Origin of the sequence: Enterococcus sp. DIV1307a (assembly GCF_050537425.1) — a bacterium.
Classification (GTDB): Bacteria; Bacillota; Bacilli; order Lactobacillales; family Enterococcaceae; genus Enterococcus; species Enterococcus faecalis.
In genome coordinates this window covers 1,946,412-1,972,167 of record NZ_CP172914.1, presented here as the reverse complement: position 1 = coordinate 1,972,167, position 25,756 = coordinate 1,946,412, and the positions used below count along the sequence as shown (strand labels likewise).

Annotated in this window: 26 protein-coding genes; 23 read left to right on the top strand and 3 right to left on the bottom strand. The window is 38.0% G+C overall.

The features are described from left to right. The first annotated feature begins 1 nt into the window (after position 1). On the top strand, positions 2-1,456 hold the full coding sequence (locus IGL90_RS09545) for a PTS transporter subunit EIIC (protein WP_002356713.1): 1,455 nt from the start codon (positions 2-4) through the stop codon (positions 1,454-1,456). A gap of 87 nt (positions 1,457-1,543) precedes the next feature. Then, positions 1,544-2,392 (top strand): MurR/RpiR family transcriptional regulator, encoded by an 849-nt coding sequence (locus IGL90_RS09540; RefSeq protein WP_002385762.1) that lies wholly within the window; start codon positions 1,544-1,546, stop codon positions 2,390-2,392. Between the two features lie 50 nt (positions 2,393-2,442). Here the strand turns inward: IGL90_RS09540 and IGL90_RS09535 are convergent, their stop codons facing one another. Together IGL90_RS09535 and IGL90_RS09530 are read right to left on the bottom strand one after the other, a co-directional pair. Then, positions 2,443-3,153, bottom strand: a complete 711-nt coding sequence (locus tag IGL90_RS09535; protein WP_048737984.1) for a histidine phosphatase family protein — start codon at positions 3,151-3,153, stop codon at positions 2,443-2,445. A gap of 40 nt (positions 3,154-3,193) precedes the next feature. Continuing rightward, positions 3,194-3,820, bottom strand: a complete 627-nt coding sequence (locus tag IGL90_RS09530) for an MBL fold metallo-hydrolase (RefSeq protein ID WP_002356716.1) — start codon at positions 3,818-3,820, stop codon at positions 3,194-3,196. A 219-nt stretch (positions 3,821-4,039) separates the two neighbouring features. Here IGL90_RS09530 and guaD point away from each other — a divergent pair, with 219 nt between their 5' ends. The 12 genes from guaD (at position 4,040) to thrB (ending at position 17,405) form a co-directional block, all read left to right on the top strand. After that, positions 4,040-5,425, top strand: coding sequence for a guanine deaminase (gene guaD / locus IGL90_RS09525; protein ID WP_002376716.1), 1,386 nt, complete (start codon positions 4,040-4,042; stop codon positions 5,423-5,425). A 3-nt stretch (positions 5,426-5,428) separates the two neighbouring features. Next, on the top strand, positions 5,429-6,760 hold the full coding sequence (locus tag IGL90_RS09520) for a nucleobase:cation symporter-2 family protein (RefSeq protein ID WP_002359736.1): 1,332 nt from the start codon (positions 5,429-5,431) through the stop codon (positions 6,758-6,760). A 141-nt stretch (positions 6,761-6,901) separates the two neighbouring features. Continuing rightward, on the top strand, positions 6,902-7,879 hold the full coding sequence (gene guaC, locus IGL90_RS09515) for a GMP reductase (protein WP_002362677.1): 978 nt from the start codon (positions 6,902-6,904) through the stop codon (positions 7,877-7,879). A gap of 161 nt (positions 7,880-8,040) precedes the next feature. After that, positions 8,041-8,373: a PadR family transcriptional regulator gene (locus tag IGL90_RS09510; protein ID WP_002356722.1), complete on the top strand. Its 333-nt coding sequence runs from the start codon at positions 8,041-8,043 to the stop codon at positions 8,371-8,373. Then, the gene (locus IGL90_RS09505; protein ID WP_002356724.1) at positions 8,370-9,398 is read left to right on the top strand and encodes a permease prefix domain 1-containing protein; all 1,029 of its coding nucleotides are present in this window, start codon (positions 8,370-8,372) and stop codon (positions 9,396-9,398) included. The genes IGL90_RS09510 and IGL90_RS09505 overlap by 4 nt, the downstream gene beginning before the upstream one ends. Positions 9,399-9,532: 134 nt before the next feature. Beyond that, on the top strand, positions 9,533-10,984 hold the full coding sequence (locus IGL90_RS09500; RefSeq protein WP_048737986.1) for a PLP-dependent aminotransferase family protein: 1,452 nt from the start codon (positions 9,533-9,535) through the stop codon (positions 10,982-10,984). 120 nt (positions 10,985-11,104) lie between these two features. Then, positions 11,105-12,829, top strand: coding sequence for a phospho-sugar mutase (locus tag IGL90_RS09495; protein WP_002356727.1), 1,725 nt, complete (start codon positions 11,105-11,107; stop codon positions 12,827-12,829). Between the two features lie 106 nt (positions 12,830-12,935). After that, positions 12,936-13,718: a pyrroline-5-carboxylate reductase gene (gene proC / locus IGL90_RS09490; protein ID WP_048737988.1), complete on the top strand. Its 783-nt coding sequence runs from the start codon at positions 12,936-12,938 to the stop codon at positions 13,716-13,718. A 116-nt stretch (positions 13,719-13,834) separates the two neighbouring features. Next, entirely contained in the window at positions 13,835-14,143 is a 309-nt protein-coding gene (locus IGL90_RS09485) for an ArsR/SmtB family transcription factor (protein ID WP_002356730.1), read from the top strand. A gap of 51 nt (positions 14,144-14,194) precedes the next feature. Continuing rightward, a complete protein-coding gene (locus IGL90_RS09480; RefSeq protein ID WP_048737990.1) occupies positions 14,195-15,487 on the top strand; it encodes a homoserine dehydrogenase in 1,293 nt (430 codons plus the stop codon). 2 nt (positions 15,488-15,489) lie between these two features. Then, positions 15,490-16,545: a threonine synthase gene (gene thrC, locus IGL90_RS09475; RefSeq protein WP_002356733.1), complete on the top strand. Its 1,056-nt coding sequence runs from the start codon at positions 15,490-15,492 to the stop codon at positions 16,543-16,545. After that, positions 16,542-17,405: a homoserine kinase gene (gene thrB, locus IGL90_RS09470; protein WP_002364438.1), complete on the top strand. Its 864-nt coding sequence runs from the start codon at positions 16,542-16,544 to the stop codon at positions 17,403-17,405. The genes thrC and thrB overlap by 4 nt, the downstream gene beginning before the upstream one ends. A gap of 41 nt (positions 17,406-17,446) precedes the next feature. On the opposite strand, the gene IGL90_RS09465 is transcribed toward thrB, so the two are convergent. Next, positions 17,447-18,304, bottom strand: coding sequence for a pyruvate, water dikinase regulatory protein (locus IGL90_RS09465; RefSeq protein WP_002382760.1), 858 nt, complete (start codon positions 18,302-18,304; stop codon positions 17,447-17,449). 98 nt (positions 18,305-18,402) lie between these two features. Here IGL90_RS09465 and IGL90_RS09460 point away from each other — a divergent pair, with 98 nt between their 5' ends. The 9 genes from IGL90_RS09460 to recO all read left to right on the top strand — a co-directional run bounded on the left by IGL90_RS09460 (position 18,403) and on the right by recO (position 25,701). Further along, positions 18,403-18,843 carry a Fur family transcriptional regulator gene (locus tag IGL90_RS09460; protein ID WP_002387080.1) on the top strand — a complete coding sequence of 147 codons (441 nt, stop codon included), beginning with the start codon at positions 18,403-18,405 and terminating at the stop codon, positions 18,841-18,843. Positions 18,844-19,008: 165 nt separating this feature from the next. After that, the gene (gene rpsU / locus IGL90_RS09455; RefSeq protein ID WP_002356740.1) at positions 19,009-19,185 is read left to right on the top strand and encodes a 30S ribosomal protein S21; all 177 of its coding nucleotides are present in this window, start codon (positions 19,009-19,011) and stop codon (positions 19,183-19,185) included. Positions 19,186-19,210: 25 nt separating this feature from the next. Continuing rightward, complete coding sequence (locus IGL90_RS09450) at positions 19,211-19,660, top strand: GatB/YqeY domain-containing protein (RefSeq protein WP_002356741.1); 450 nt, start codon at positions 19,211-19,213, stop codon at positions 19,658-19,660. 242 nt (positions 19,661-19,902) lie between these two features. Beyond that, complete coding sequence (locus IGL90_RS09445; protein ID WP_369810298.1) at positions 19,903-20,817, top strand: PhoH family protein; 915 nt, start codon at positions 19,903-19,905, stop codon at positions 20,815-20,817. A gap of 28 nt (positions 20,818-20,845) precedes the next feature. Then, positions 20,846-23,044, top strand: coding sequence for an HD family phosphohydrolase (locus IGL90_RS09440; protein WP_002356744.1), 2,199 nt, complete (start codon positions 20,846-20,848; stop codon positions 23,042-23,044). Further along, the gene (gene ybeY, locus IGL90_RS09435) at positions 23,044-23,523 is read left to right on the top strand and encodes an rRNA maturation RNase YbeY (RefSeq protein ID WP_002356745.1); all 480 of its coding nucleotides are present in this window, start codon (positions 23,044-23,046) and stop codon (positions 23,521-23,523) included. Before IGL90_RS09440 ends, ybeY begins: the two co-directional genes overlap by 1 nt. Next, on the top strand, positions 23,507-23,908 hold the full coding sequence (locus IGL90_RS09430) for a diacylglycerol kinase family protein (RefSeq protein WP_002382764.1): 402 nt from the start codon (positions 23,507-23,509) through the stop codon (positions 23,906-23,908). The genes ybeY and IGL90_RS09430 overlap by 17 nt, the downstream gene beginning before the upstream one ends. 13 nt (positions 23,909-23,921) lie before the next feature. Further along, the gene (gene era / locus IGL90_RS09425) at positions 23,922-24,824 is read left to right on the top strand and encodes a GTPase Era (RefSeq protein WP_002389112.1); all 903 of its coding nucleotides are present in this window, start codon (positions 23,922-23,924) and stop codon (positions 24,822-24,824) included. Positions 24,825-24,906: 82 nt separating this feature from the next. Further along, positions 24,907-25,701, top strand: coding sequence for a DNA repair protein RecO (gene recO, locus IGL90_RS09420; RefSeq protein WP_002374343.1), 795 nt, complete (start codon positions 24,907-24,909; stop codon positions 25,699-25,701). The last annotated feature ends 55 nt before the right edge of the window (positions 25,702-25,756 follow it).

The window sequence follows — 25,756 nt, the reverse complement described above, 5'->3', positions numbered from 1 at the left end:
CATGGCAGAAGAAAGAATTAAACGCATTGCTGATGGGATTTATAAAGAAGTTGGTGGTCAAGAAAACGTGGACAAAGTCATTCATTGTATGACTCGTGTTCGTATGGATATCCGCGATTATGACAAAGTGGATATTGAAGGATTGAAAAAAATTGATGGCGTTATGGGCGTCGTAGAAGATGATACGTTGCAAGTAGTTGTTGGTCCAGGGACTGTTAACAAGGTTGCACAAGAAATGGTAGATCAAGCAGGTGTCAAATTGGGAGAACCATTTAATCATGACACCGCAACTGATGCTTCAGCAGGCAAATCTGGAAAAGATTTAGTAGAAGAAAAAGCCGCTCAAATGAAAGCACAACAAAAAGCGAAACAAAATAACACTTCACCATTTAAAAAAGTGTTAAAAGCCATTTCTAGTATCTTTGTTCCGATGATTCCTGCCTTTGTTGGGGCTGGTATTATTGGCGGGATTGCAGCTGTTATGTCTAACTTAGTTGTTGCTGGTGATATTTCAGCTTCATGGCAACAATATATTGATGTCTTAAATATCATTAAAAATGGGATTTTTGCTTATTTAGCTCTTTACACTGGGATTAACAGTGCCAGCGTTTTTGGTGCAACGCCAGCGTTGGGTGGTGTTATTGGGGCAGTCACAATGTTGACAGGAATGAATCCAGATGCTCCAATCAGTAATATTTTCACTGGGGGAACATTATCTGCAGGACAAGGCGGAATTATCGGTGTTATTTTTGCCGTATGGTTATTATCATTGTTAGAAAAACAATTGCATAAAATTGTCCCAGAATCAATTGATATTATCGTAACGCCAACCATTTCACTTTTAGTGATTGGCTTAGCAACTATTTTCTTAATCATGCCTGTAGCCGGAGCTATTTCTAATGGCTTAGTTGGTATTATCAATGTTGTCTTAGAAAAAGGTGGCATGGTTGCTGGCTTTACTCTTGGTTTAACCTTCTTGCCAATGGTAATGTTTGGTTTACATCAAATTTTGACGCCAATCCACATTGAAATGATTAATCAAACAGGGATGACTTTGTTATTACCAATCCTGGCCATGGCTGGTGCGGGACAAGTCGGTGCAGCTTTAGCATTATGGATTCGTTGTAAATCAGATAAAAAATTAGTTGAAATGATTAAAGGTGCCTTGCCAGTTGGGATTTTAGGTATTGGTGAACCATTAATCTACGGAGTTACTTTACCATTAGGACGTCCATTCATTACTGCTTGTATCGGCGGTGGTATTGGTGGTGCGGTGATTGGGGCCTTCGGTAATGTTGGTGCGATTGCTATTGGACCAAGTGGGGTGGCTTTAATTCCATTAATTGCCAACAACCAATGGCTTGCTTATGTATTAGGTTTATTGGCTGCTTACGCAGGTGGTTTTGTAGCAACGTTATTCTTTGGGATTCCTAAAGATATGCAAACAACTAAATAATAAATAGAAAAAAGGAGAACTTGGCTTCTCCCTTTTTCTTTGTTAAAATTTAATTGCGTAGGAAATGGTGTATCAGGAGGGGTGTTTATGCAACAAAATATTGTCTTATCTATCCAAGATCGTCTACAACAATTACCAAAATCAGAACGAAAAATCGCAGAATATATTTTAAAAAATACAGAAACAGTTATTTCAATGAATGCGCAAGAGCTAGCGAAACAAGCAGGATCAAGTCCAGCGGCAATTATTCGCTTTTGTCATTCTATGGATGTGAATGGCTTCACAGAGTTGAAACTTTTATTATCTGCAAATCTTGGCCAAATGAAGCAGCAAATGTATACTGAAGTTACTAAAGGGGAATCAACAGCTGACATTAAACAAAAGTTACAGGCGCGCTTTGTTCATGTGGTTGAGCGAAGCGGTCAGACATTAGAGGATGTCGCAGTGAATGAAGCCGTTGATTTGTTGGAAAAAACAGAAGTAATTTTTGTCTATGGGTTGGGCGCCTCTTCGTTGGTTGCTCAAGATATTTATCAAAAGTTTACGCGATTAGGCCGAACGGTATTTACAACATTGGATCATCATTTATTTGCTTCTATGTTAGGCTCAACAGAAAAGCCTAGTGTTTTTATTGTTATTTCTAATTCTGGAACGAATAAAGAAGCAAGTACTTTAGCTGATTTAGCGAAGCAGCAAGGGATTCCTATTGTTAGTATCACACAAGATGAAAAATCAGTGATTGGTGAAAAAAGTGATATCGTCCTTCAAACCTCTAGTGGGGAAGACGTGCCATTGAGAAGTGCGGCTACTGTTTCCTTGGTGGCACAATTGTATGTAGTCGATGTTTTATTTTTTGCTTATGCAGCAAAAAACTATAAGGAAACCTTAGAAAAAATTCAAATCTCAAGAAAAAATGTAGAACGTTTAAAAGAATAAACAAAAAGAGAAGGTTATCTGTCATTTTGACAGATAACCTTCTCTTTTTTTTACAATAAACGGCGCTTTTCAGCGATCTTTTTTCCCTTTTCAATATAAGAAATATCATTAATTCCTTGAATGGTAAATGTTCCTTTTTCGTAAGTTAAGGTCGTCACGCTACCATTCTCCAGTGCCATCTGCATAGGCAAACTTGCATCAATTAAGGAAAGTAAAAAGGAAATTGTTAGTCCATGGGAAACCACCATGACTTTGCCGCCACCATTTTTTTCTCGATGATGAGCGATATCTTCGAAACCAGACCAAACACGATCACGAATAACTTCATAAGGCTCCGCCCAGTCAGCCGTATCGGCTTCAATAATAGCATTTGCTAGCTCACGATAGGTAATCTTCGTGGTCATCATGTCCTCATAACTTTTAAAAGCTAAAATGCGTGGCACCACACCCCAAAGTTCACCATCATAGCCACCATCTAAAGAACCAAAACACCACTCACGAATCCGTTTATCGGTTAGGTAAGGAATCTTTTGGTGGTTTTGATGTTCTTGTAAAATAATCTGAGCGGTTTGCATGGCACGACCACTATCACTACTATAAGCTTCCCTAAAGTCTATGTCTCTAAGACCTAAGCCTAAATGATAAATGCCTTCTTCTCCTTGTTTGGTTAAGGGGGTATCTGACCAGCCTTGGGTTCGGCCAATCGTATTAAACATCGTTTTTCCGTGACGAATAATATAAAGTGTCGTTGCTTCAGTCATTGCTACTCCTCCTAAGTTTCTTTAAATAGTGAATAAATCTCTAATTAAAAAATGGGTTTGTGGCTTTTTCATGTTGAATGGTTGTGGCATCACCATGGCCTGGATAAACAGGAAATTCTTCTGGTAAAGTGAATAGATAGGTCGTAATGCTGTGTAATAATTGTTGCATATCACCAGTGTGTAAATCGGTACGACCAATACTACCTTTAAACAATGCATCCCCAACAACAACAAAATCATCAAAGACAAAGCTGACGCTACCAATTGAATGACCAGGTGTTGGGACTACGGAAAATTTCATGCCGCCAATTTCATAATCGGTTAGTTTAAATTCATGTTCGGCGGGTTGAACAATAATATTTGCTATATCATCATGTCTGCCTAATCCTGAAAGATTCAAAATAGGATTGGAAAGCCACGCTTGTTCTAATGGACTAACATAAACAGGGATTTGATAATGATGGCGCAATTCTTCTACCGCACCAATATGATCATAGTGAGTATGTGTTAATAAAATAGCGGCTGGTTTCTTCCCTAAACGGGTAATTTCTTGAATTAGTTTTGCTCCTTCTGCACCTGGATCAATAATTAATAATGCTTCTTCATTATAAACAAGATAACAGTTTTCTTGAATAACACCTGTTCTAATTTGTTCGATCTGTATCATCTCAGGACCTCCTAAAGTTCTAACGATTCTCTTCAAGTATACCGAAGAATTTTAAGAATAGAAAGTTTTCTTGTTTATCCAAAGAAAAAATAAATCATTCTTAGAATGTTCGGTTTTTGCTTGTTTTAACACGTATTTTTTTAAAAAAAATCACATTTTTATAGTTATTAAGCGAAAGTTTATGTATAATCTTCATGTGATAGTAAGGAGGAGTATTAAATGTTTCATTTTGTAATAAAAGGAACAGGTTTTTCTAGTAAAAATTTGCAAGAGATTAAAGTTTATGAAGAGACACTTTTTTGTATAGATGAGGCCGGAGTAATTCAGGAAATAATTGAACCAGATGCTGAAGCGTATGAAACTGTGCTAGCAGAACAAAAAGAGGCACAACGTTTTCAAGAATTGCCCCAAGATTCTTATCTTTTACCCGGCTTTGTTGATTTACATGTCCATGCACCTCAGTGGGCACAATCTGGGACCGCCTTGGATATTCCATTGTATGAATGGCTGAATACGTACACGTTTCCTTTGGAGTCCAAATTTGCAGATTTAACATTTGCCCAACAAGTCTATGATGAACTGGTAACCCAATTGTTAGCTAATGGGACAACAACAGCCCTTTATTTTGCAACCATTCATTATGAAGCTAGCCGTCGTTTGGCAGAAATTTGTGCGGAAAAAGGGCAGCGTGGCTTAATTGGTAAAGTTGTAATGGATGATCTTAATGAGAATCCTGAATACTATCGTGATCAAACAACGCAACAAGCATTAGAAGAAACGGAACGGTTTATTCAAGAAATTCAAACATTAGCGCAGCAAACAAAACAAGGCGTATATCCCGTTGTAACTCCGCGTTTCATTCCTAGTTGTACAGAGGAAGCACTTAAAGGATTAGGAGAATTAGCAGCGAAATATCAAGTCCATGTTCAAAGTCATTGTAGTGAGAGTGATTGGGAACATCAATTTGTTCAAGAACGTTTTGGAAAAAATGATGCCCAAGCATTGAATGATTTTGGTTTATTAACAGAAAAAGCAGTGATGGCACATGCAGGCTTTTTAGAAGAAGCAGATATGAATTTATTCCATGAAACAGGGACGGCTGTGGCGCACTGCCCAATATCTAATGCTTATTTTGGCAATGCAGTAACACCGATTGCAAAATTAGTACATCAACATCAAGTAGAAGTTGGTTTAGGTAGTGATCTTTCAGGTGGTTTTTCACCAAGTCTTTTTGACAATTTAAAGCAAGCAGTTATTTCTTCTAGAATGTTAGAAGATGGCGTGGATGCTACAAAAAAACCAGAAGTACGAGGTGTTAAAACAGCACGGATTACAGTAAATGAAGCGTTTTATTTAGCTACTGCTGGTGGTGGTCAAGCGCTAAGTTTGCCAATTGGAAAATTAGAAAAAGGGTATGCTTGGGATGTTCAAATTATTAATACAAGCTTGTCACAAGCACGAATCCCTAAAAATCCAGGGGAATCATTGCTTGATATTTTCCAAAAAATCTTATATTTAGCACGACCAGAAAATATTCGAGAAGTCTGGGTACAAGGTGAAAAAGTACATGATAAAAATTTAATGTCAGCAACTAAAGGAGTATAAAAAATGAGTGAAAAGAAACAAAATAATCTTCATTTAACAGTGGGGCCAGAAGATTCAGTATCTTTTGGGCAGGCCACTATGTTAGGGATTCAGCATGTCTTAGCAATGGACGTGTACGTCGTACCTGTGATCATTGCTTCAATTATTGGGATTAGCACAGCACAAACGTCTTCTTTAATCCAAGCAACATTCATAGCAGCAGGACTTGCCACGATTATTCAATCTCATTTTTGTATGAGATTACCAGTTGCGCAAGGCCCTTCATTTATTCCAATCGGGGCAATTGCAGGAATTTATTTTGCCAACAACCAACAAGGAAATGGCTGGGGCGCAGTTTTAGGTGCTAGTTTAGTGGGGGCAATTGTTGTTATTATATTAGGATTTACTGGTATTTTTAATCGTTTAATCACTAAATTTGTTCCACCAATTGTGGGAGGAACAATTATTTTTGTGGTGGGGCTTTCGTTAATGCCAGTCGCTTTATCGGATAATATTTACCACGCAAAAGGGGAATTAGGACAAAATATTTTATTAGCATTTATAGCAGCGGGGACGTTGATTTTCTTTGCGCTCTTAGGTTCTGCTTTGAAAAAAGGGCGGATTTTCCGCGTTTCTTCTGTTATTTTGGCATTATTATTTGGGAGCATCGCGGCACAATTATTAGGGGTACTTGATTTATCAGCCGTTAGTGAAGCGGCTTGGTTTAGTTTGCCTCAGTTACCATTAGTTAACTTTTCTTTCCAATTTGATTGGTCAGCCATTGCCACGATGTTAGTTATTTATCTGGTTTTAATGGCGGAAACAACAGGCACTTGGTTTGCTGTGAGTCATGTTGTCGCTGAACCTTTGACCGAAGAAAAAATTAATCGCGGCGTAATTGGTGAAGGCTTAGGTTGCTTAGTTTCTTCATTCATTGGCGGCACGCCAGTAACTAGTTACTCTACAAATGCTGGGATTATTTCAATCACTGGAGTTGCTAGTCGCAAGGTTTTTGTGGCTGCAGGTGCGTGGTTTGTCTTATTTGGCTTATCTGGAAAACTTTCCACCTTGATTTCGGCCATTCCGGCACCAGTTATCGGCGGTGTTTTTGTGGTTGTTTGTGGCATCATTTCTGTAAGTGGAATGAAAGTCATGAGTGATGTAACAATTCATGAAAAAGAGATGTATGTAATTGCCGTTCCGATTATTATGACGTTAGCGTTGACATTGTTACCAAAAGAGTTTTTGGAAACTCTACCACAATTTTTACAATATTTATTTAGTTCACCCGTGGCAACTGCCTCAATTGTTGCTATTTTATTGCAGGCCATTTTACCAAACGTTCAAGAAGGGTAAAAAGATTAATTTTCGTTAAAACGCCTTTGACAAGTGGCGGTAAATAGTGTAAATTAACAATGGTGTTTGTAAACACGAACGTTAAATGACCGAATGTTCGGTTTTTACGTTATTTTTGTAAATAACTAGGAGGCAGTAAGTATGAAAGTTTTTGATTATGAAGATGTCCAATTAATTCCCAATAAATGTATCGTGAATAGTCGTTCTGAATGTGATACTACAGTAACTTTAGGAAAACATTCGTTTAAAATGCCTGTCGTTCCAGCGAACATGCAAACAATTATTGATGAAACGATTGCGGAAACCCTTGCTGAAAATGGTTATTTTTATATCATGCATCGATTTGATGAAGAGGCGCGAGTGCCGTTTATTAAAAAAATGCAACAAAAGGGCTTAATCACGTCAATTAGTGTGGGTGTGAAAGAAGGGGAATACGCTTTTGTTGAAACGTTAGCCCGAGAAGGTTTAGTTCCTGACTACGTGACAATTGATATCGCCCATGGTCATTCAAATGCGGTGATTAATATGATTCAACACTTGAAAAAATTTTTACCAGAAACGTTCGTTATTGCGGGCAATGTTGGAACGCCAGAAGCCGTTCGCGAATTAGAAAACGCTGGAGCCGATGCCACCAAAGTGGGGATTGGACCAGGAAAAGTATGTATTACTAAAATTAAGACTGGCTTTGGGACAGGCGGCTGGCAGTTAGCGGCTTTACGTTGGTGTGCCAAAGCTGCTCGGAAACCAATTATTGCAGATGGTGGGATTCGGACCCATGGAGACATTGCAAAATCTGTGCGTTTTGGGGCAACTATGGTCATGATTGGTTCACTATTTGCTGGACATGAAGAATCACCAGGTGAAACAAAAGTGGAAGATGGTGTTGTTTACAAAGAATACTTTGGTAGCGCCTCTGAATTCCAAAAAGGCGAAAAGAAAAACGTTGAAGGCAAAAAAATCTGGTTACGCCATAAAGGGAAGTTGGCAGATACTTTAGTCGAAATGCAACAAGATTTACAATCTTCCATTTCATACGCGGGAGGTCGTGATTTAGAAGCGATTCGTAAAGTTGATTATGTGATTGTAAAAAATTCTATTTTTAATGGTGATACCATTTAACATTCAACTATAGACTGAAAAGAAGACAGCACGTAGTGCAGAAATTAAAATGATTTCTGCATTACGTGCTTTTTTTACTTTACCTATCGTAGTAATCGTGTTAAGATAATTACAACGACAGACGTAGTACGATAGTTGAAGTACTTGAGGGAGGAATTTATGTGATTGGTAGTGATGCAATTCGAGGATACAACGATACCTTTATTCTCTCAATCTTACAATCCGGCGCTTCATATGGTTATGCGATTTCTAAACGCATTCGTGAAATTTCTAAAGAACAATATTCGATTAAAGAAACGACACTTTATTCTGCTTTTACACGTTTAGAGAAAAATGGCTACATTGAATCATTTCCAGGAGAAGTAACGCATGGCAAAAAGCGGACCTATTATCAAATAACCCATGCAGGAGAGCGTTATTTAGAGGAAAAGTTACTAGAATGGGAAGTAACAAAAGACGTCGTCGAAGCATTTGTAAAGGAGATGGGAAAATGAAAATTATAGAAGAATTTATTGATAGCTTATTTTCAGGCGTTGTTGAAACATCTGAAACAAAACAATTAAAGGCGGACTTATTAGCAAATGCTGAGGATCGTTATGAAGATTTGCTCAGCCAAGGAAAATCGGAAAATGAAGCAATTGGTACAATTATTTCTGAATTTGGTACTATTGATGAATTAATGGAAGAATTGAATTTAGAAAATAAACAAGTGGATGAAACAAACGATTCAATGAACGGTTTGCCAGAAATTTCAGTGGAGGAAGGACTTGACTATTTAGCTGTCCAACGTAAAGGTGCTATTCAAATTGGTCTTGGTGTTGTTGCAATCATGGTGGGTGTTGGCTTGCTGGTTGGTATGCGTGGTGTTCTTTCTAACGGTCTTGGTTTAGTTTGTCTTTTCATAGGTGTGGCAATCGGCGTTCCATTATTTATTGTTGCTGGTAATCGGTTTGTTGCAATGGACAAACAGCTGGGGCAACGATTGATTCCGATTAAGTTAAAAAAAGAAGTTGCACAAAGAGAACAAAGTTTTCAACGATCATTTATTTTTTGTATGGCAGCGGGCGTCGTTTTTTGTATTTTGGGTTTAATCCCAGTTGTTGTCTTTAGTAGTGGCCTTCATCTGATGATGCGCCGTTCCATGCATCAAATGATGGGCGGACAATATTATAATGGAACGATGGGGATTAGTTGGCTCTTCTTTTTAGTATCGGTTGGCGTCTTCTTGTTTATATTTGGTGGAGTAATTAAAGGAAGTTTTAATAAATTGTTGAATGAAACTTATTTTTATTCAGAACATGTTGGTCATCCTGATTTTGCCCCTCAACAAACAAAAACAGAGGAAGGACCTGTGGGAAATCCTGTCGGTGCAATTATTGCATCCGTTTATTGGCCCTTAGTTGTTGCACTCTATCTATTTATTAGTTTTGTTTTAGGGGATTGGCGGTTTAGTTGGTTAATCTTTATGTTCGCAGGAATCTTTTATAACACCATCCAAGCATTTTTACACAAACATTGAGACAAACCTGTTAATAGTAAAACAGAAAAGTGGGACATTCGTCAAAACGGCTGTCTCACTTTTCTTGTATTTTCGATTGACAAAAGCATTAAACTGGATTACTTTTAACTCATCCAATTGTTGAGGTGATGGCTATGTGGCAACTTAAAAAAGAACAAAATGTTCCCATTTATCGCAGTATTATGGAAATGATTGTTCAAAAGATTCAAACAGGCGAATTATTACCAGGTGAAAAAATCCCTTCGGAACGTAAACTGGCAGAGTACTTGTCTGTCAATCGTTCAACCGTTGTTCATGCATTAGACGAACTGGTGGACTTAGGCTGGATTGTGCGAAAAAGAGGGAGTGGAACGATTGTCAACGAAGGAAAATGGGGGGTAATGATGACGCCACGAACGGATTGGCATCGTTATTTAGAACAAAATGTGTTCAAACAAGTTCATCCCTTGGTGGCAGAGATTGAGTTACGAGCTAAACAAAATTTGCCGACTGACTTAGATATGTATACAGGCGAGTTGCCGTTAGACTTAATTCCCAGTTTCGATTTTCCAGCATTAAATTGGAAACAATTTTTAAAAGAGGAAGCACAAGATGAATTAGGTTATTTGCCGTTAAGAAAAGAAATCCAAGCCATTACAGCAACGGAATATCAGCTTCATTTACCAAGTGAAAGTTTATTGCTTACTTCAGGTGCGCAACAAGCACTTTTTTTAGTTTTGCAAGTTTTATTGAGACAAGGAGATAGTGTTGCTGTAGAAGATCCATCTTTCTTCTATGCCTTACCAATTTTCCAAGCTGCTGGTGTGCGCTTATTTGGTGTGCCCATGACAGATGAAGGGATTGATCTTGAAGCGCTAGAACAAACAATCCGACAACATCGCATCAAAATGGTTATGGTTAATCCTTCCTTTCAAAATCCGACTGGGACAGTGATGCCTTTAAGAAAAAGAGAACAGCTCGTGAAAGTCTGTCAAACGTATCAAGTTCCTATTTTAGAAGATGATGTTTTTGGGCAGCTAAGTTTTATCCCGAAAACAGAAATTCCTCCTTTAAAAAAATTAGATCCAGATAATGTCTTGTATATCGGTTCGTTGTCAAAAATTTTAGGTTCGACCACGAAAATTGGTTGGTTAAGTGCGCCCGCCTCTGTGACGAAACAAATTGCAGAAGCCAGAAAAATGATGGATGTTTCGTTGAGTATTTTTCCGCAGATGCTCGCTAAAATGGCGATTGAAGATCCTTCTTTTTCTGAAAAAATTACGTTATTAAATAAACAAGTGGAACAACGAGCAACAGCTGTATATCAAGTATTTAAATCGTTGCCAGAATGGGAAGTTTCGCCAGTAAAAGGCGGCTTTTATTTATGGGCACATTGGCGTCAAGGGGCACTTAAGCCAGAAGAGTGGCAGGTGTTTTTACGAGAAGGTGTTTTGGTAGCACCAAGTGTCGCTTTTAGTGAAAAACGTGGAAGTATTCGTTTGAACTGTTCCCGAATTTCACCAGAAGAAATGCCTCTTTTTTGTGAGCGAATGGTACGGATTACACGACAGCTTTCTGAAAATAGACAAACAAAAATAGAACAGTAAGTAAGATTTTTCTTATAAAAATCATTTGCTGAGAGAAAACGCTATAACTTCCCTTTTCTAAACGAATATCCAATGCTATACTTAAAAAGTAAAAACAAAAAAACAAATGAGGTGTTTTCCATGTCTTGGGAACAAGTTTACCAACAATGGTTAAATGAAGAAAATATTCCAGAAAATTTAAAAAATGAATTAAAGGACTTAAATACAGACCCTGAAAAATGTGAAGATGCATTTTACGCACCATTAGAATTTGGGACTGCCGGGATGCGCGGGATTTTAGGCGCCGGTATTAATCGAATGAATATCTTTACGGTTCGTCAAGCGACAGAAGGGCTTGCACGTTTTATGGATACGCAAGATCCTGAAACGAAACGTCGCGGTGTAGCCATTGCCTATGATTCACGTCATATGTCTCCAGAATTTGCAATGGAAGCAGCTAAAACGTTAGCTAAACATGATATTCCTTCTTTTGTGTTTGAAAGCTTACGACCAACACCAGAATTATCTTTTGCGGTCCGCTACTTTAAAGCTTTTGCGGGAATCATGATTACGGCTTCTCACAATCCAGCTGCCTATAATGGCTACAAAGTCTATGGTGAAGACGGTGGTCAAATGCCGCCAGCTGATGCAGATGCATTAACTAAATATGTTCGTAGTATCGAAAATCCTTTGAAAATTGATGTCTTATCAGATGAAGAAGTTGCCCACAGTGGTTTAATTAACATTGTTGGTGAAGAAGTCGATAACGCGTATTTGAAAGAAATTAAAACAGTTACGATTAATCAAGAATTAATTAACGAAATGGGTAAAGAATTAAAATTAGTTTACACTCCCTTGCATGGAACTGGGAAAATGTTAGGAGAAAAGGCATTAAAACAAGCCGGCTTTGAAAAATTTGTTTTAGTACCTGAGCAAGCTGTTGCTGATCCTGACTTTACTACAGTTAAGTCACCAAACCCTGAAGAACATTCAGCTTTCGAATACGCGATTCGTTTAGGGGAAAAAGAAGGCGCTGATTTATTGATTGCAACAGATCCAGATGCTGATCGTTTAGGTGCCGCTGTGCGGATGCCAAACGGAGACTACCAAGTATTAACAGGAAATCAATTAGGTTCAATTATGATTCATTATATTTTAGAAGCCCATCAACAAGCAGGCACGTTACCTCAAAATGCTGCGGTTCTAAAATCAATCGTTTCTAGTGAACTTGCTACAGCGATTGCTGAGAAATATAATACGAAGATGTTTAATGTTTTAACAGGTTTCAAATTTATTGCTGAAAAAATTCAACAATACGAAGAAGACCACAGTCAAACGTTTATGTTTGGTTTTGAAGAAAGTTATGGTTACTTAGTGAAACCTTTTGTTCGTGATAAAGATGCAATTCAAGCGTTAGTTTTATTAGCAGAAGTAGCGGCTTTCTATAAAAAACAAGGAAAAACATTATACGATGGCTTACAAGATATCTTTGAAGAATTTGGTTACTTTGAAGAAAAAACTATTTCCGTAACAATGAGCGGAATTGAAGGCAGCGGTAAAATCAAAGCTTTAATGGCAAAATGTCGTGAACAAGCGCCAACTGAGTTTGCCGGGATTCAAGTTGCTCAAACGGAAGATTTTAAAGAATTAACACGCACTTTTGCAGATGGTCAAACAGAACAATTACAAACGCCTCCTTCTGATGTGTTGAAATATCATTTAGAAGATGGCAGTTGGATTGCTATCCGACCATCAGGAACAGAACCAAAAATTAAATTCTATCTAGCAACAAAAGCAACAAGTAGTTCAGAAGCTTCTGAAAAAATTGCTGCGTTTGAAGCAGTCGTTAATGAATTAACAAAATAAAATAAACGAAACAAGCTGTACGGAAAAAAGTACGACTGTTAGTGTTTGTGTCAAAAGCTAATTGACTTTTGACACAAACACTTTATTTAACTAAGGAGGGAATGCTATGAAAATTGGCTTTATCGGTGCTGGCAGTATGGGCGGTGCCATGATTAAAGGGTTACTGAAAGCTGAGGCAGTCAAGAAGGAACATTTATATGTGAAAGGCGGATCAAGTGGAACCGCAGAAGCACTTCAAAAAGAGTGGGGCTTTCAACTTGTCACAGATTATGCACTTTTCCAAGAATGTAAGGTTATTTTTATCGCGACAGGAGCAAAGGTCGTGTTACCTGTTCTTCAGGAATTAGCCCCTCATTTTTCCAACGAAAGTCTATTGATTTCTGTTGCAACAGGTCATACCATACAAGAAGCACAAATGGCTCTTGGCAATAAAGAAGCCAAAGTTGTTCATGCCATTCCTAATACACCAGTTAGCGTGAATCAAGGCGTGATTGGCGTAGCCTTGGCACCAATAATTGAAGGCCAAACGAAGGACCTGGCAATGGAACTTCTTGCTACTTTAGGGTTAGTCAAAGAAATTCGTGAAGCGCAACTGGAAACTTTTGGTACTGTGGCTGGTTGCAGTCCAGCTTTTGTTGATATCTTTATGGAAGCATTGGGAGATGCAGCAGTCTTAGAAGGGTTACCAAGAGACTTATCTTATGAAATTGTCGCTCAAATGATAAAAGGAACGGCGACCTTAGCCTTAGACACGAAAAAACACCCAGGAGCATTGAAAGATGAAGTGACTTCTCCAGGAGGAAGTACGATTCGCGGTGTCGTAGCTCTAGAAAAAAATGGCTTCCGTTATGCCGTGATGGATGCAGTTCAGCAAGCCAACCACGAATAGATGAAGAAAGTTGGAAAATCGACAAGTTTGTCATTTTTCCAACTTTCTTTGTGCCATATTTTTCGTAGGAAAGAACAATCGCAGTTCTTATTTTAAAAAACTCTGTGTTATAATGAGTGCAAAGTGAGGCGACTATAATGAAACAAATGGAAGAAATCAAACAAGTAAGTCAATTATATAAAGTATTAAGTGATCCAACACGTTTAAGAATTTTGCTACTTTTAAAAGAAGGCGAGCATAACGTAACGGCGATTAGTGAACAATTGGGAATGGAACAGTCCGCCGTTTCTCATCAACTAAAATTATTAAGAGATAGCCGGGTTGTCAAGGCACGTCGCGAAGGAAAAACGATTTTTTATACATTGGATGATCATCATGTAATAGATATTTTAAATCAGACCTTTGAGCATATTGAACATCGATAAAAAGTAGGAAAAAATAGCGTAACTAGAATAGCGCTGTTGATGGAGGTAAAAATGAAGGATACCTTAAAGATCGGGTTACTAGGATTAGGGACTGTAGGCACTGGCGTTTTAACTCTCTTGAAAGAACATCAAGAGAAAATTTCACAAGTGACAGGAATGAATGTAGTCATTGAAAAAGCATTTGTCCGAAATCTTGAAACGAAACAAGCGCAAGCGGAAGAATACGGTCTTTCTTTAACAACTTCAATTGATGATATTTTAGAAGATAAAGAGATTCAAATCGTTGTGGAATTAATGGGAACCATTGAACCAGCCAAAACCTATATCATGAAAGCTTTAGAAAAGGGCAAACATATTGTGACTGCCAATAAAGATTTACTGGCGCAACATGGGAGTGAATTAGTAGCGTTAGCCCAAAAACATCATTGTGATTTATATTACGAAGCAAGTGTTGCTGGCGGGATTCCTATTTTAAGAACAATTGCTAATAGCTTAGCGGCAGACAATATTCAACAAGTTTTAGGAATTGTGAACGGTACGACGAATTATATGCTTACGCAAATGGTTTCTGCTGATAAAAGTTATGAAGAAGCTTTAGCAGAAGCGCAAGCGTTGGGATTTGCTGAAGCGGATCCGACAAATGATGTCGATGGAATCGATGCAGCCTATAAAATGGTTATTTTAAGTCAATTTGCTTTTGGGATGAATGTTTCATTACCACAAGTTGATATTCGTGGAATTCGCGGATTGTCTTTAGATGATGTCGCCATGGCTAAACAACTGGGGTATGAAATCAAATTGATTGGCTCTGCTGAACAAAATGAGAATAGTATCTCGGTGGAAGTGGCGCCTATGCTAGTCAATCAAAAGCACCCTATTGCATCTGTTCGGAATGAGTACAATGCAGTATTTATTAAAAGTGCAGGCGTGGGGGAATCAATGTATTACGGTCCAGGAGCTGGCGCTAAACCGACAGCAACCAGTGTGGTCAGTGATTTAATTACGATTGCTAAAAACATTCGCTTGGCAACGACTGGCCATATGTTCAATTCGTATCAACATAAAACCCAATTGACGAGTTCCGAAAATGTATTTGGACAGTACTATTTTTCGTTAGATGTTCCAGATACACCAGGACAATTTTCGCAGTTGACGCAATTAATGACTAAAGCAGAAGTCAGCTTTGATCAATTAGTTCAACAGAAATCAGATGGACAGCGAGCAAGAATTGTTGCCATTACACACCAGATATCAAAAGCACAAATGCAACAAGTTGTGACAGCTATTCAAAATACGGAAGCCTTTCAGTTATTGAATGTAATGAAGGTTATAGGAGATGAGTAAACATGTATGAAGGTTTGTTAAAACAGTATCAAGCGTATTTGCCCGTAACAGAAAAAACACCAATGATTTCTTTAGCCGAAGGAAATACGCCACTGATTCCTTTACCTAATTTATCCAAAGAATTAGGTATTCAATTATATGGAAAATACGAAGGCTTAAATCCCACTGGCTCATTCAAAGATCGCGGGATGGTGATGGCTGTAGCAAAAGCGGTAGAAGAAGGTGCCAAAGCGATTGTTTGTGCTTCTACAGGAAATACTAGTGCCGCAGCTGCTGCGTATGCCACAAGAGCAGGCATTAAAGCGTATGTAGTGATTCCAGAAGGAAAAATCGCACTGGGAAAATTGGCGCAAGCTATTATGTATGGGGCGGACATTATTTCGATTCCAGGTAACTTTGATGAAGCATTAAAAGCGGTGCGAGAGATTGCGAAAACTGAGGCAGTTGCGCTAGTTAATTCAGTGAATCCTTATCGCTTAGAAGGGCAAAAGACAGCAGCTTTTGAAGTTTGTGAACAATTAGGTCAAGCGCCCGATGTCTTAGCGATTCCAGTTGGAAATGCCGGCAATATTTCCGCTTACTGGAAAGGTTTTAAAGAATGGCATGAAAAACAAGGAACAACTTTACCAAGAATGCATGGTTTTGAAGCAGAAGGTGCCGCAGCGATCGTGAAAGGCCAAGTGATTGAGCAACCTGAAACCGTGGCAACAGCGATCCGGATTGGAAATCCTGCTAGTTGGCAATTAGCAGAACAGGCACGGGATGAATCCGGTGGTTTCATTGATGCCGTGACAGATCAAGAAATTTTAACGGCTTACCGAAAAATTGCTGCTCAAGATGGGGTTTTCATTGAACCTGGTTCGGCTGCTTCATTAGCTGGAGTTATTCAACATGTTAAAAGCGGTAAAATCAAAGCAGGTGAAACCGTCGTGGCAGTCTTTACTGGTAACGGATTGAAAGATCCTGATACAGCAATGGAGACAGAAGTAGCTATTTCAAAAATGAGTGACGTGGAAGAAATGCGTCTGCACTTACGAAAAGGAGTCGCAACACTATGAAAATAAGAGTACCTGCCACTAGTGCCAACTTAGGACCTGGCTTTGATTCATGTGGCATTGCATTATCCGCTTATTTAACAATCAACGTTTTAGGTGAAAGTGAATTTTGGGAAATTCAACATACTTTGGGAGAAGAGATTCCTACTAATGAAGAGAATTTATTAATTCAAACGGCATTGAAAATTGCACCAGAATTAACACCAAAAGTTATTCGGATGGTTTCTGACATTCCCCTTGCAAGAGGACTAGGCAGTAGCTCAAGTGTGATTGTAGCAGGCATTGAATTAGCTAACCGACTAGCACATTTAAATTTGTCCCCTAAAGAAAAAGTTCGTTTGGCCACAGAGATGGAAGGACATCCGGATAATGTTGCCCCTGCTATTTTAGGAGATTTCGTGGTGGCTAGCCATGTAGAAAACCAAGTCTACCATGTCAAACATCATTTTCCAATGTGTGATGTCATTGCATTTATTCCAGAGGAACCGTTATTTACCGAAAAAAGTCGCGCTGTTTTGCCCGAAAAATTGACTTATAAAGAAGCAGTCGCGGCCAGCTCAATTGCCAATGTTATGATTGCCGCAATTTTAAACGGGGATTTACCTTTAGCAGGCAAAATGATGGAACAAGATAAATGGCATGAAACGTATCGTCGTTCATTGGTTCCTCACTTAAAAGAAATTCGTCGTTTAACTCAGCAAAGAGGTGCTTATGGCTCTTTCTTAAGCGGTGCTGGTCCAACTGTGCTAATCTTGTCGCCAGAAGAACGAACCAACGAAATTGTTCAAAGTTTGGAAAAATTATCTACCAAAGCGAGCATCCAAATTTTCAATATTGATCAAGAAGGCGTTCAAGTCTTTTAAAAAAACGAGAAAAAATCACTAGTGATTTTTTCTCGTTTTTTTTAATCCTCGGATGTTTCCGTGGAATAATAGCTATGATCTTCTAAGTTCAAAGCATTAAGAATCATTGAGGCAGTTTCTTCAATTGAAAGAGAAGCGACATCAATAACGATACAACCTAATTTTTGATAAAGATCATTTGCAAAAGCCAGTTCTCGCCGAATTTTTTCAATATCTGAATAAGAAGTATTTTCAGGTAATCCATATGCGCGCATTCGTTCTTTACGAATCCCGTTTAAAACATTGGGATCATTGGTTAAGCCAACAATTTTTTTAGGGTCCATTTCGAATAATTGTTTCGGTAAATGTGCTTCAGGAATTAGTGGCAAATTAGCAACTTTTAAGTTCTTGTTGGCTAAAAAGAGACTTAGCGGTGTTTTAGAAGTTCGGGAAACGCCAAGAAGTAACACATCCGCTTCTAAAAAGCCTCGTGGGTCCTTGCCATCGTCATATTTGACAGCAAATTCCATTGCTTCAATTCGTTTAAAATAGTTTTCATTCAGATGATGTAAGGCACCTGGTTCCCGCATGGGTGCGACACCTGTTAATCGTTCGATTTCCGCAACTGGTGGTGTCAAAATGTCAAAATGGAACAATTGATGCTCATTGAAAAATTGATTAGCAATCGCCACGAGATGATCATTAATAATAGTATGCAGTACCATGGCTTCTGCTTTTTTGGCATCTTCTAACGCTTGCACCAGTTTATCTTCGTCTTTAACGAATGTTCGTCTAATCAAAGTAAAATCAACAGTGGGGTACTGGGCCATTGAAGCAGCCGCCAATTTTGAAGCGGTCTCGCCAGCAGAATCTGAGATGACAAAAATCGTCACACATTTTTTTTCTTCAGAAATAGTCATAGAGGGTAAGTCCTTTCTTGCATTTTTAATAATTTTATTATACCATAAGTCCAGAATCTATTTCGTAATGATTCTGATTTAGGTTGGTGAGGGAGGAAATGGCGATGGCACCAGTAAAAACCAATATTGAACAAGCCTTAGAAACCATGAAAGCCAGTGGATTAAAATATACTAAAAAACGAGAATTACTGATGAGCTATTTGATTAAGCGAAATCGGTATGTTTCTGCACGTGAAGTGTATGAATTTATGAATGAAACCTTTAAAGGAGTCAGTTATGATACGGTTTATCGTAACTTGCATGACTTTGAGCGCTTAGAATTGCTGGAAAAAACAGAATTAAATGGCGAGCAAAAGTTTCGCTTCCGTTGTTGCCAAGAGGTGGAACATCATCATCACTTTATTTGTACGGTTTGTGGCAAAACGGAAGAAATTCACATGTGTCCGATGAATTTTTTTGAAGAACAGTTAAAAGGTTGTTCAATTGAAGGACATCGCTTTGAAATACTTGGTCGTTGTGCCGATTGTTGCGAAAAATAGCGAATAAGACGAAAAATCAAACAAAAATTTCGTATTTTATCAGTAGAGTGGTTGACGGTTATTTATGCTTTAGCTATAATATAACAAGGACAGTATTTTAATTTGTGGGTTTTTCCCACAAATAAGAAAAACGGTTACTTTTTAAGCTCGGAGGGAGGGAATAACATGTCAAAAACAGTCGTTCGTAAAAACGAATCTCTTGATGATGCTCTTCGTCGCTTCAAACGTTCCGTTTCAAAAGCGGGTACTTTACAAGAATCACGTAAACGTGAATTCTACGAAAAACCAAGTGTAAAGCGTAAGAAAAAATCTGAAGCAGCTAGAAAACGTAAAAAATTCTAGTTTTGAATGAATTGGAGTTGGTGGTATGTCATTGCTAACCACATTGAATGACGACATTAAAACAGCGATGAAAGCTAAAGACAAAGAAACTTTAGCCGTACTTCGTATGTTAAAGACTGCCATTCAAAATGATCAGATTAAAGCGGGCCGTGAATTGAACGGAGAAGAAGAACTCACTGTATTGTCTCGTGAGATGAAACAGAGAAAAGATTCTTTATCAGAGTTTGAAAAGGCGGGACGCGACGATCTTGTTGAAAAAGTAAAAGTTGAAATAGCAATTGTTGAAAAATATATGCCTCAACAACTAACGGAGGAAGAAATTCGTCAACTAGTTCAAGAGGTAATGACGCAAACTGGCGCCACTTCACCAAAAGATTTTGGTAAAGTGATGGGCGCTATGATGCCGAAAGTCAAAGGCAAAGCCGATGGCAACCAAGTTAACGCAATTGTGAAAGAATTATTACAAGAAAACTAAGAGCGTTATCGAAACTAGGACAGGATACTGTCCTAGTTTTTTTATACAAAGAGAAAACCGGTAGCTTTTTACGGTTTTCTCTTTTTTGACTTTCAAAGTCAAATCAGGTACGACTTCTTTTTAAACAGATAAGAATGTGGTATCATTGTAAAGGACTATATAATAAAGGAGATGGACGTTTTTTGACAGATAATCAGTCAAAATCTTTGGAATTAATACTTACTGATTCTGATGATGCACACATGCTTTTAGGAACACATGATAAACATATCAAATTTTTAGAAGAGAATACCCACGTAACGATTAATAGTCGTGGCGAAGTTATTCAGTTAATTGGCGAATCATCAGAGGTAGAGTTAGTCGCTTCCGTGTTAAGAGCGCTACAAACATTAATTCAACGAGGCATCAAAGTGCATACGCCAGATGTCGTTTCTGCTTTAAAAATGGCCAAAGCTGGAAATTTAGAGGCGTTTATTGCCATGTATGAAGAAGAAATTATGAAGGACCATCATGGTCGGGCCATCCGAATTAAGAATGTTGGTCAAAAAAAATATATCGATGCAGTTAAAACTCATGACGTCATTTTCGGGGTGGGACCTGCGGGGACAGGGAAAACCTTTTTAGCCGTGGTGATGGCAGTAGCAGCTTTAAAAAAAGGTGAAGTACAAAAAATTATTTTAACTCGTCCAGCAGTGGAAGCTGGCGAAAGCTTGGGCTTTTTACCAGGTGACTTAAAAGAAAAAGTCGATCCTTATTTACGTCCAGTTTACGATGCCTTGTATCAAATTTTTGGTATGGATCATACAAATCGTTTAATGGAACGCGGCGTTATTGAAATAGCCCCGCTTGCTTATATGCGTGGTCGTACATTGGATGATGCTTTTGTCATTTTAGATGAAGCACAAAATACCACGGTTGCCCAAATGAAAATGTTTTTAACTCGTTTAGGGTTTAGTTCAAAAATGATTGTTAATGGAGATACTAGTCAGATTGACTTGCCACGTGGTGTAACAAGTGGTTTAGTTAACGCCGAGCGTACGTTAAAAGACATTGAAAAAATTGCCTTTGTAAATTTTGAAGCCAGTGACGTTGTGCGTCATCCGGTTGTAGCGCAAATTATTCAAGCCTATGAAAAAGAACAACAAAAGCATTCCTAAGCAGTTAGGGAAGGAGTGAAAGTACCTTTTGAAAAAAGTACTTACAAAGTTAGGGGATCGTTTAGGTAAAGCCTATTTACCTATTTTATTAGCCGTTTTTTCTCTTCTTTTATTTATGATTATGTTTGGCAGTGTCCATCAGAAAAGAGTAGAAATTAAAGAAGGTCAACTGGCCGAGAAAACTATTCGTGCAAATAAAAATATCGAGAATACCTACGAAACAGAACAAAGAAAAAAATTGGCAGCAGAAGCTGTCACACCCGAATATATTTATCAAGAAGATACGGCATCTGTCCAACATAATCGTATTGATAAATTATTTAAATTGATTGATTCTGCGAATGAAAAAGTAGACAAAGAGTACAGCAATAAGCAAGCAAAGGCCAAAAAGGAAGAAACGATTCCTGCGCCGACCGTGGAAGAACGAGTAGCTAGCTTAAAGTCATTGTTTGAATCTTTACCGCAAGATGAAGTTACGTTTTATCAAAGTTTTCCTAATGTTTTTTATCAAACAATCTTTACATTAACCTCTGAGCAATTAGATAAGGTTCGTTCAGAAAGTTTGATGTTGGTGGATGATGCGATGCAAAATCACGTTCGAGAATCTGATTTGGATAAAATTCGCCAAGAAGCTAACGGTAAAATTCAATACTTAGACATTACGAGTACCATGCAACAAGTCATTCGTTACATTGTTAACCAAGGGATTGTGGTAAACGATATTGCCAATGAAAAACGAACAGAAGAGCTACGCCAAAAAGCGATGAATGCTGTTCAACCCGCAATGATTTATCAAGGCGAAATTATTGTTCGTGAAGGTACTCAAATTGATGCAAAAGCGGTCGAAAAACTTGAGTTACTAGGAATGACTAGTCAAAATACGTCTATTTTTCCGATGGTGGCATTAGCACTAGCTATTTTACTTCAAGTTGAAGTGTTGATTTTCTTTACAAAACAAGTGACTGAGCCTTCGCGACAACGCTCGTTTATTATCTTTTACACGGGTGCTATGCTAATCAGTGTTATTTTAATGAAATTCTTCCAGATTTTCCAAACAGAGCAGTTGATGTATATTCCCTTGTTCTATCCAGCAGCCTTTGCACCGCTAATTCTAAATCATTTTGTGAATCGTCGTTCAGGGATAATCGCTGCCATTTTCCAAGTCGTTTTTGCGTTATTTATCTTTTATAATTCTATTGGCACAAACTCGTTGACGGTTATTCTGATTATGTACTTATTCTCAGGATTTCTAGCAACAGTTGTTAAACGAAAACGGATGAGTGAGCAAGTTTTCCCAGCTTTAATGTGGGTAGTGGTCTTTCCTGTTTTCATGGCGGTTGTCTTAATGATTTATCAAGGGATGAGTTTAACAGATGGTAAAACGTGGACAGCTTTAATTTGTGCAAGTGCAGGAACGGTACTTTCATTTTTAGCAACAATGGGCTTGCATCCATATATCGAATTATTAGTGACCGATGATAGTATGATTGTCTTGAATGAATTAAGTAATCCGAACCATCCGTTGTTAAAACAACTGTTAGAAGAAGCGCCAGGTACCTATCATCATAGCATGATGGTGGCTAGTTTGAGCGCTAACGCTGTTGCTGAGATTGGCGGGCGGTCGCTATTAACACGAGTTGCTTGTTATTACCATGACATTGGCAAAATTAAACACGCCAATTTCTTTGTGGAAAACTTACCTGCTGGTGCAGAAAATCCACATAACTTTTTATTACCAGAAGATAGTAAACAAATTATTTTTGGCCACGTAATTGATGGCGCCAAAATTTTAGAAGAGTACAATATGCCGCAAATGGTGATTGACATTTGTCGTCAACATCATGGCACAACATTGATGAAATTTTTCTATGTGAAAGCAAAAGAACGCAATCCTGAAATTAAAGAATCAGACTTCCGTTATCCTGGGCCACGTCCACAAACACGAGAAGCAGGGATTGTGAGTATTGCTGATACTTGTGAGGCTGCTGTGCGGGCGATGGATCATCCCACCAACGAAAAAATTCAAGCCTTTGTGCATAATGTGATTCAAGATAGAATTTCAGATGGCCAATTAGATGAATGTGGGTTAACGATGAAAGAGATTCGCATCATTGAAAAATCATTAATTAATGGATTATGCAGTACCTTCCATTCACGGATTAAGTATCCAAAAATGAAAGCTGAAGCAGAAGAAATGAAAGATGAACAAGAAAAGAGAGATGACTAATGGATATTACTTTCATTGATGAAACCGAGAAAGTACCAACAGAAGAAATCAAAGAAATCGAAAACTTGCTGCAATTTGCAGCGGGTTTTCTAGAAATTGCCGAAGATACGGAGATGTCGGTGACTTTTACAGATAACGCAGGTATCCAAGTGATTAATCGTGACTATCGGGGCAAAGATATGCCTACAGATGTCATCAGTTTTGCTTTAGAGGATGAAGGGGAAGACGAATTGCCAATTATTTTTGATGATGAAGAGTTGGCAGAGCTACCACGTAATCTAGGTGATTTAATTATTTCAACAGAGCGAGCAGCAGAACAAGCAGTTGAATATGGGCACACATTGGAGCGAGAAATGGGCTTTTTGGCAGTACATGGCTTTTTACATTTGAATGGGTACGATCATATGGAACCTGAAGATGAAAAAGAAATGTTTGGTTTACAGAAAGAGATTTTAGATGCGTATGGCCTTAAAAGATGAGCAAACAGGAAAAAATAAACATTTTATTAATTCATTAGAATTTGCTTGGCAAGGAATCAAAACAGTTTTTCGAGAAGAACGTAATATGCGCAAACATGTGGCGTTTGGTGTCACCGCCATTGTGTTTGGTTTCTTGTTTTCCTTAACACTTGCTGAATGGCTGTGGTTGTTATTGGCCGTTTTTCTCGTCTGGTTGGCAGAAATTATCAACACAATTTTTGAAAATGTCGTAGATATGTTTACGGATTTTCACTTTCATCCAATCGGAAAAAAGGTTAAAGACATGGCCGCAGGAGCTGTTTTATTAACAGCCGGTTTCGCAGTGCTAGTAGGACTAATTCTATTTGTACCAAAAATTTTACAAATCATTCAAATGTGGAAATAAGAGGAGAAATACAATGACAACTGAACATAAATCTGGTTTCGTAGCCATTGTCGGCAGACCAAATGTTGGAAAATCAACATTGTTAAATCGAATTGTCGGCCAAAAAATTGCAATTATGAGTGACAAAGCACAAACAACTCGTAATAAGATTCAAGGAATTTATACAATTCCTGAAGCACAAATTGTTTTTATCGATACTCCAGGGATTCACAAACCTAAACACCGCTTAGGCGATTTCATGGTGGAAAGTGCCTACAATGCGATGCGTGAAGTAGATGCTACTTTATTTATGGTAAGTGCTGATCAAAAACGCGGGAAAGGTGACGGCTTTATTATTGAACGATTGAAAAATAATAATAGTCCAGTCTACTTGATTATTAATAAAATTGACAAAGTCCATCCAGATGATTTATTGAGTATTATTGAAGACTATTCGAAACAAATGGACTTTAAAGAAATTATTCCCATTTCTGCCACGGAAGGAAATAATTTTGAGCATTTAATGGATGTTCTCGTTGAGCAAATGCCAGAAGGACCACAATATTTCCCTGATGACCAAATTACGGATCATCCAGAATATTTTATCGTTTCCGAATTAATTCGTGAAAAGGTGTTACTTTTAACAAGAGATGAGATTCCTCATTCTGTCGCTGTCGTTGTGGACTCAATGAAACGGGATGAAAACGATAAAGTCCATGTCCAAGCAACCATTATTGTGGAACGGGACAGTCAAAAAGGTATTATTATTGGCAAAGGCGGAAAAATGCTGAAACAAATTGGTACCAAGGCGCGTCAAGATATTGAATATTTATTAGATGACAAAGTGTATTTGGAGCTGTGGGTAAAAGTCCAAAAAGACTGGCGTGACAAAAAAATCTATTTACAAGATTTTGGTTATCGCAAAGAAGAATATTAAGAAAGTAGTGTTTGGGAAGTGAGTGTATAAACGAACTTTCCAAACACTACACTAATTTACATAAGAAATGGAAGTGAATTGAATGGCATTAGGGGAGACCAAAGGCATTATTTTATTTACGAAGGATTTTAAAGAGAAGGATAAACTCGTCAAAATTTTTACAGAATCCTATGGAAAATTGATGTTTTTTGTGAAAGGCGCGCATCGAAAAAATAATCCTCTTTTGCCAGCGATTCTGCCATTTACAGAAGCCGTCTACATCGGAAATTTTAGAGAAGAAGGCTTATCTTTTCTCAATAGCAGCAAAGAAGTTCAACCTTTTCGAAACATTCAACAAGACATATTTATTAACGCATACGGAACATATATTTTAAACTTAGTCGATGCAGCAATTGAAGATCAGCACTATGACCCAAATTTATTTCAATTTACCCACATGGCATTATCCGCTTTAAATGAGCAAAAAGATCCGGAAATCATTACAAATATTTTTGAAATTCAATTGTTAGAACGGTTTGGTGTACGACCAGAATGGCATCATTGTGTGGCTTGTGGCGAAACACAAGGGAAATTTGACTACTCTTCAAAGTATAGCGGTGTGCTTTGTGAAAAACATTGGCATTTAGATGAACAGCGCTACCATGCAGATCCTAGAGCGATTCATTTTATTCGCTTATTTTCGCAAGTCTCCTATGAAAAAGTCCAAAACATTCAAGTAAAAGAAGAAACTAAGAAAAGTATTCGAGAAACGATTGATATGTTATACGATGAATATGTCGGGTTGCACTTAAAAAGCAAAAAATTTATTGATCAAATGAAAACGTGGGAAAATACGTTAAAAATTCCACCACGAAAGAAGGAAGAAAAAGAAACATAAACAAGCAGACGTTTTTCTAAAAAAATTTGACAACTTCCCTCAGACACCGTATTAT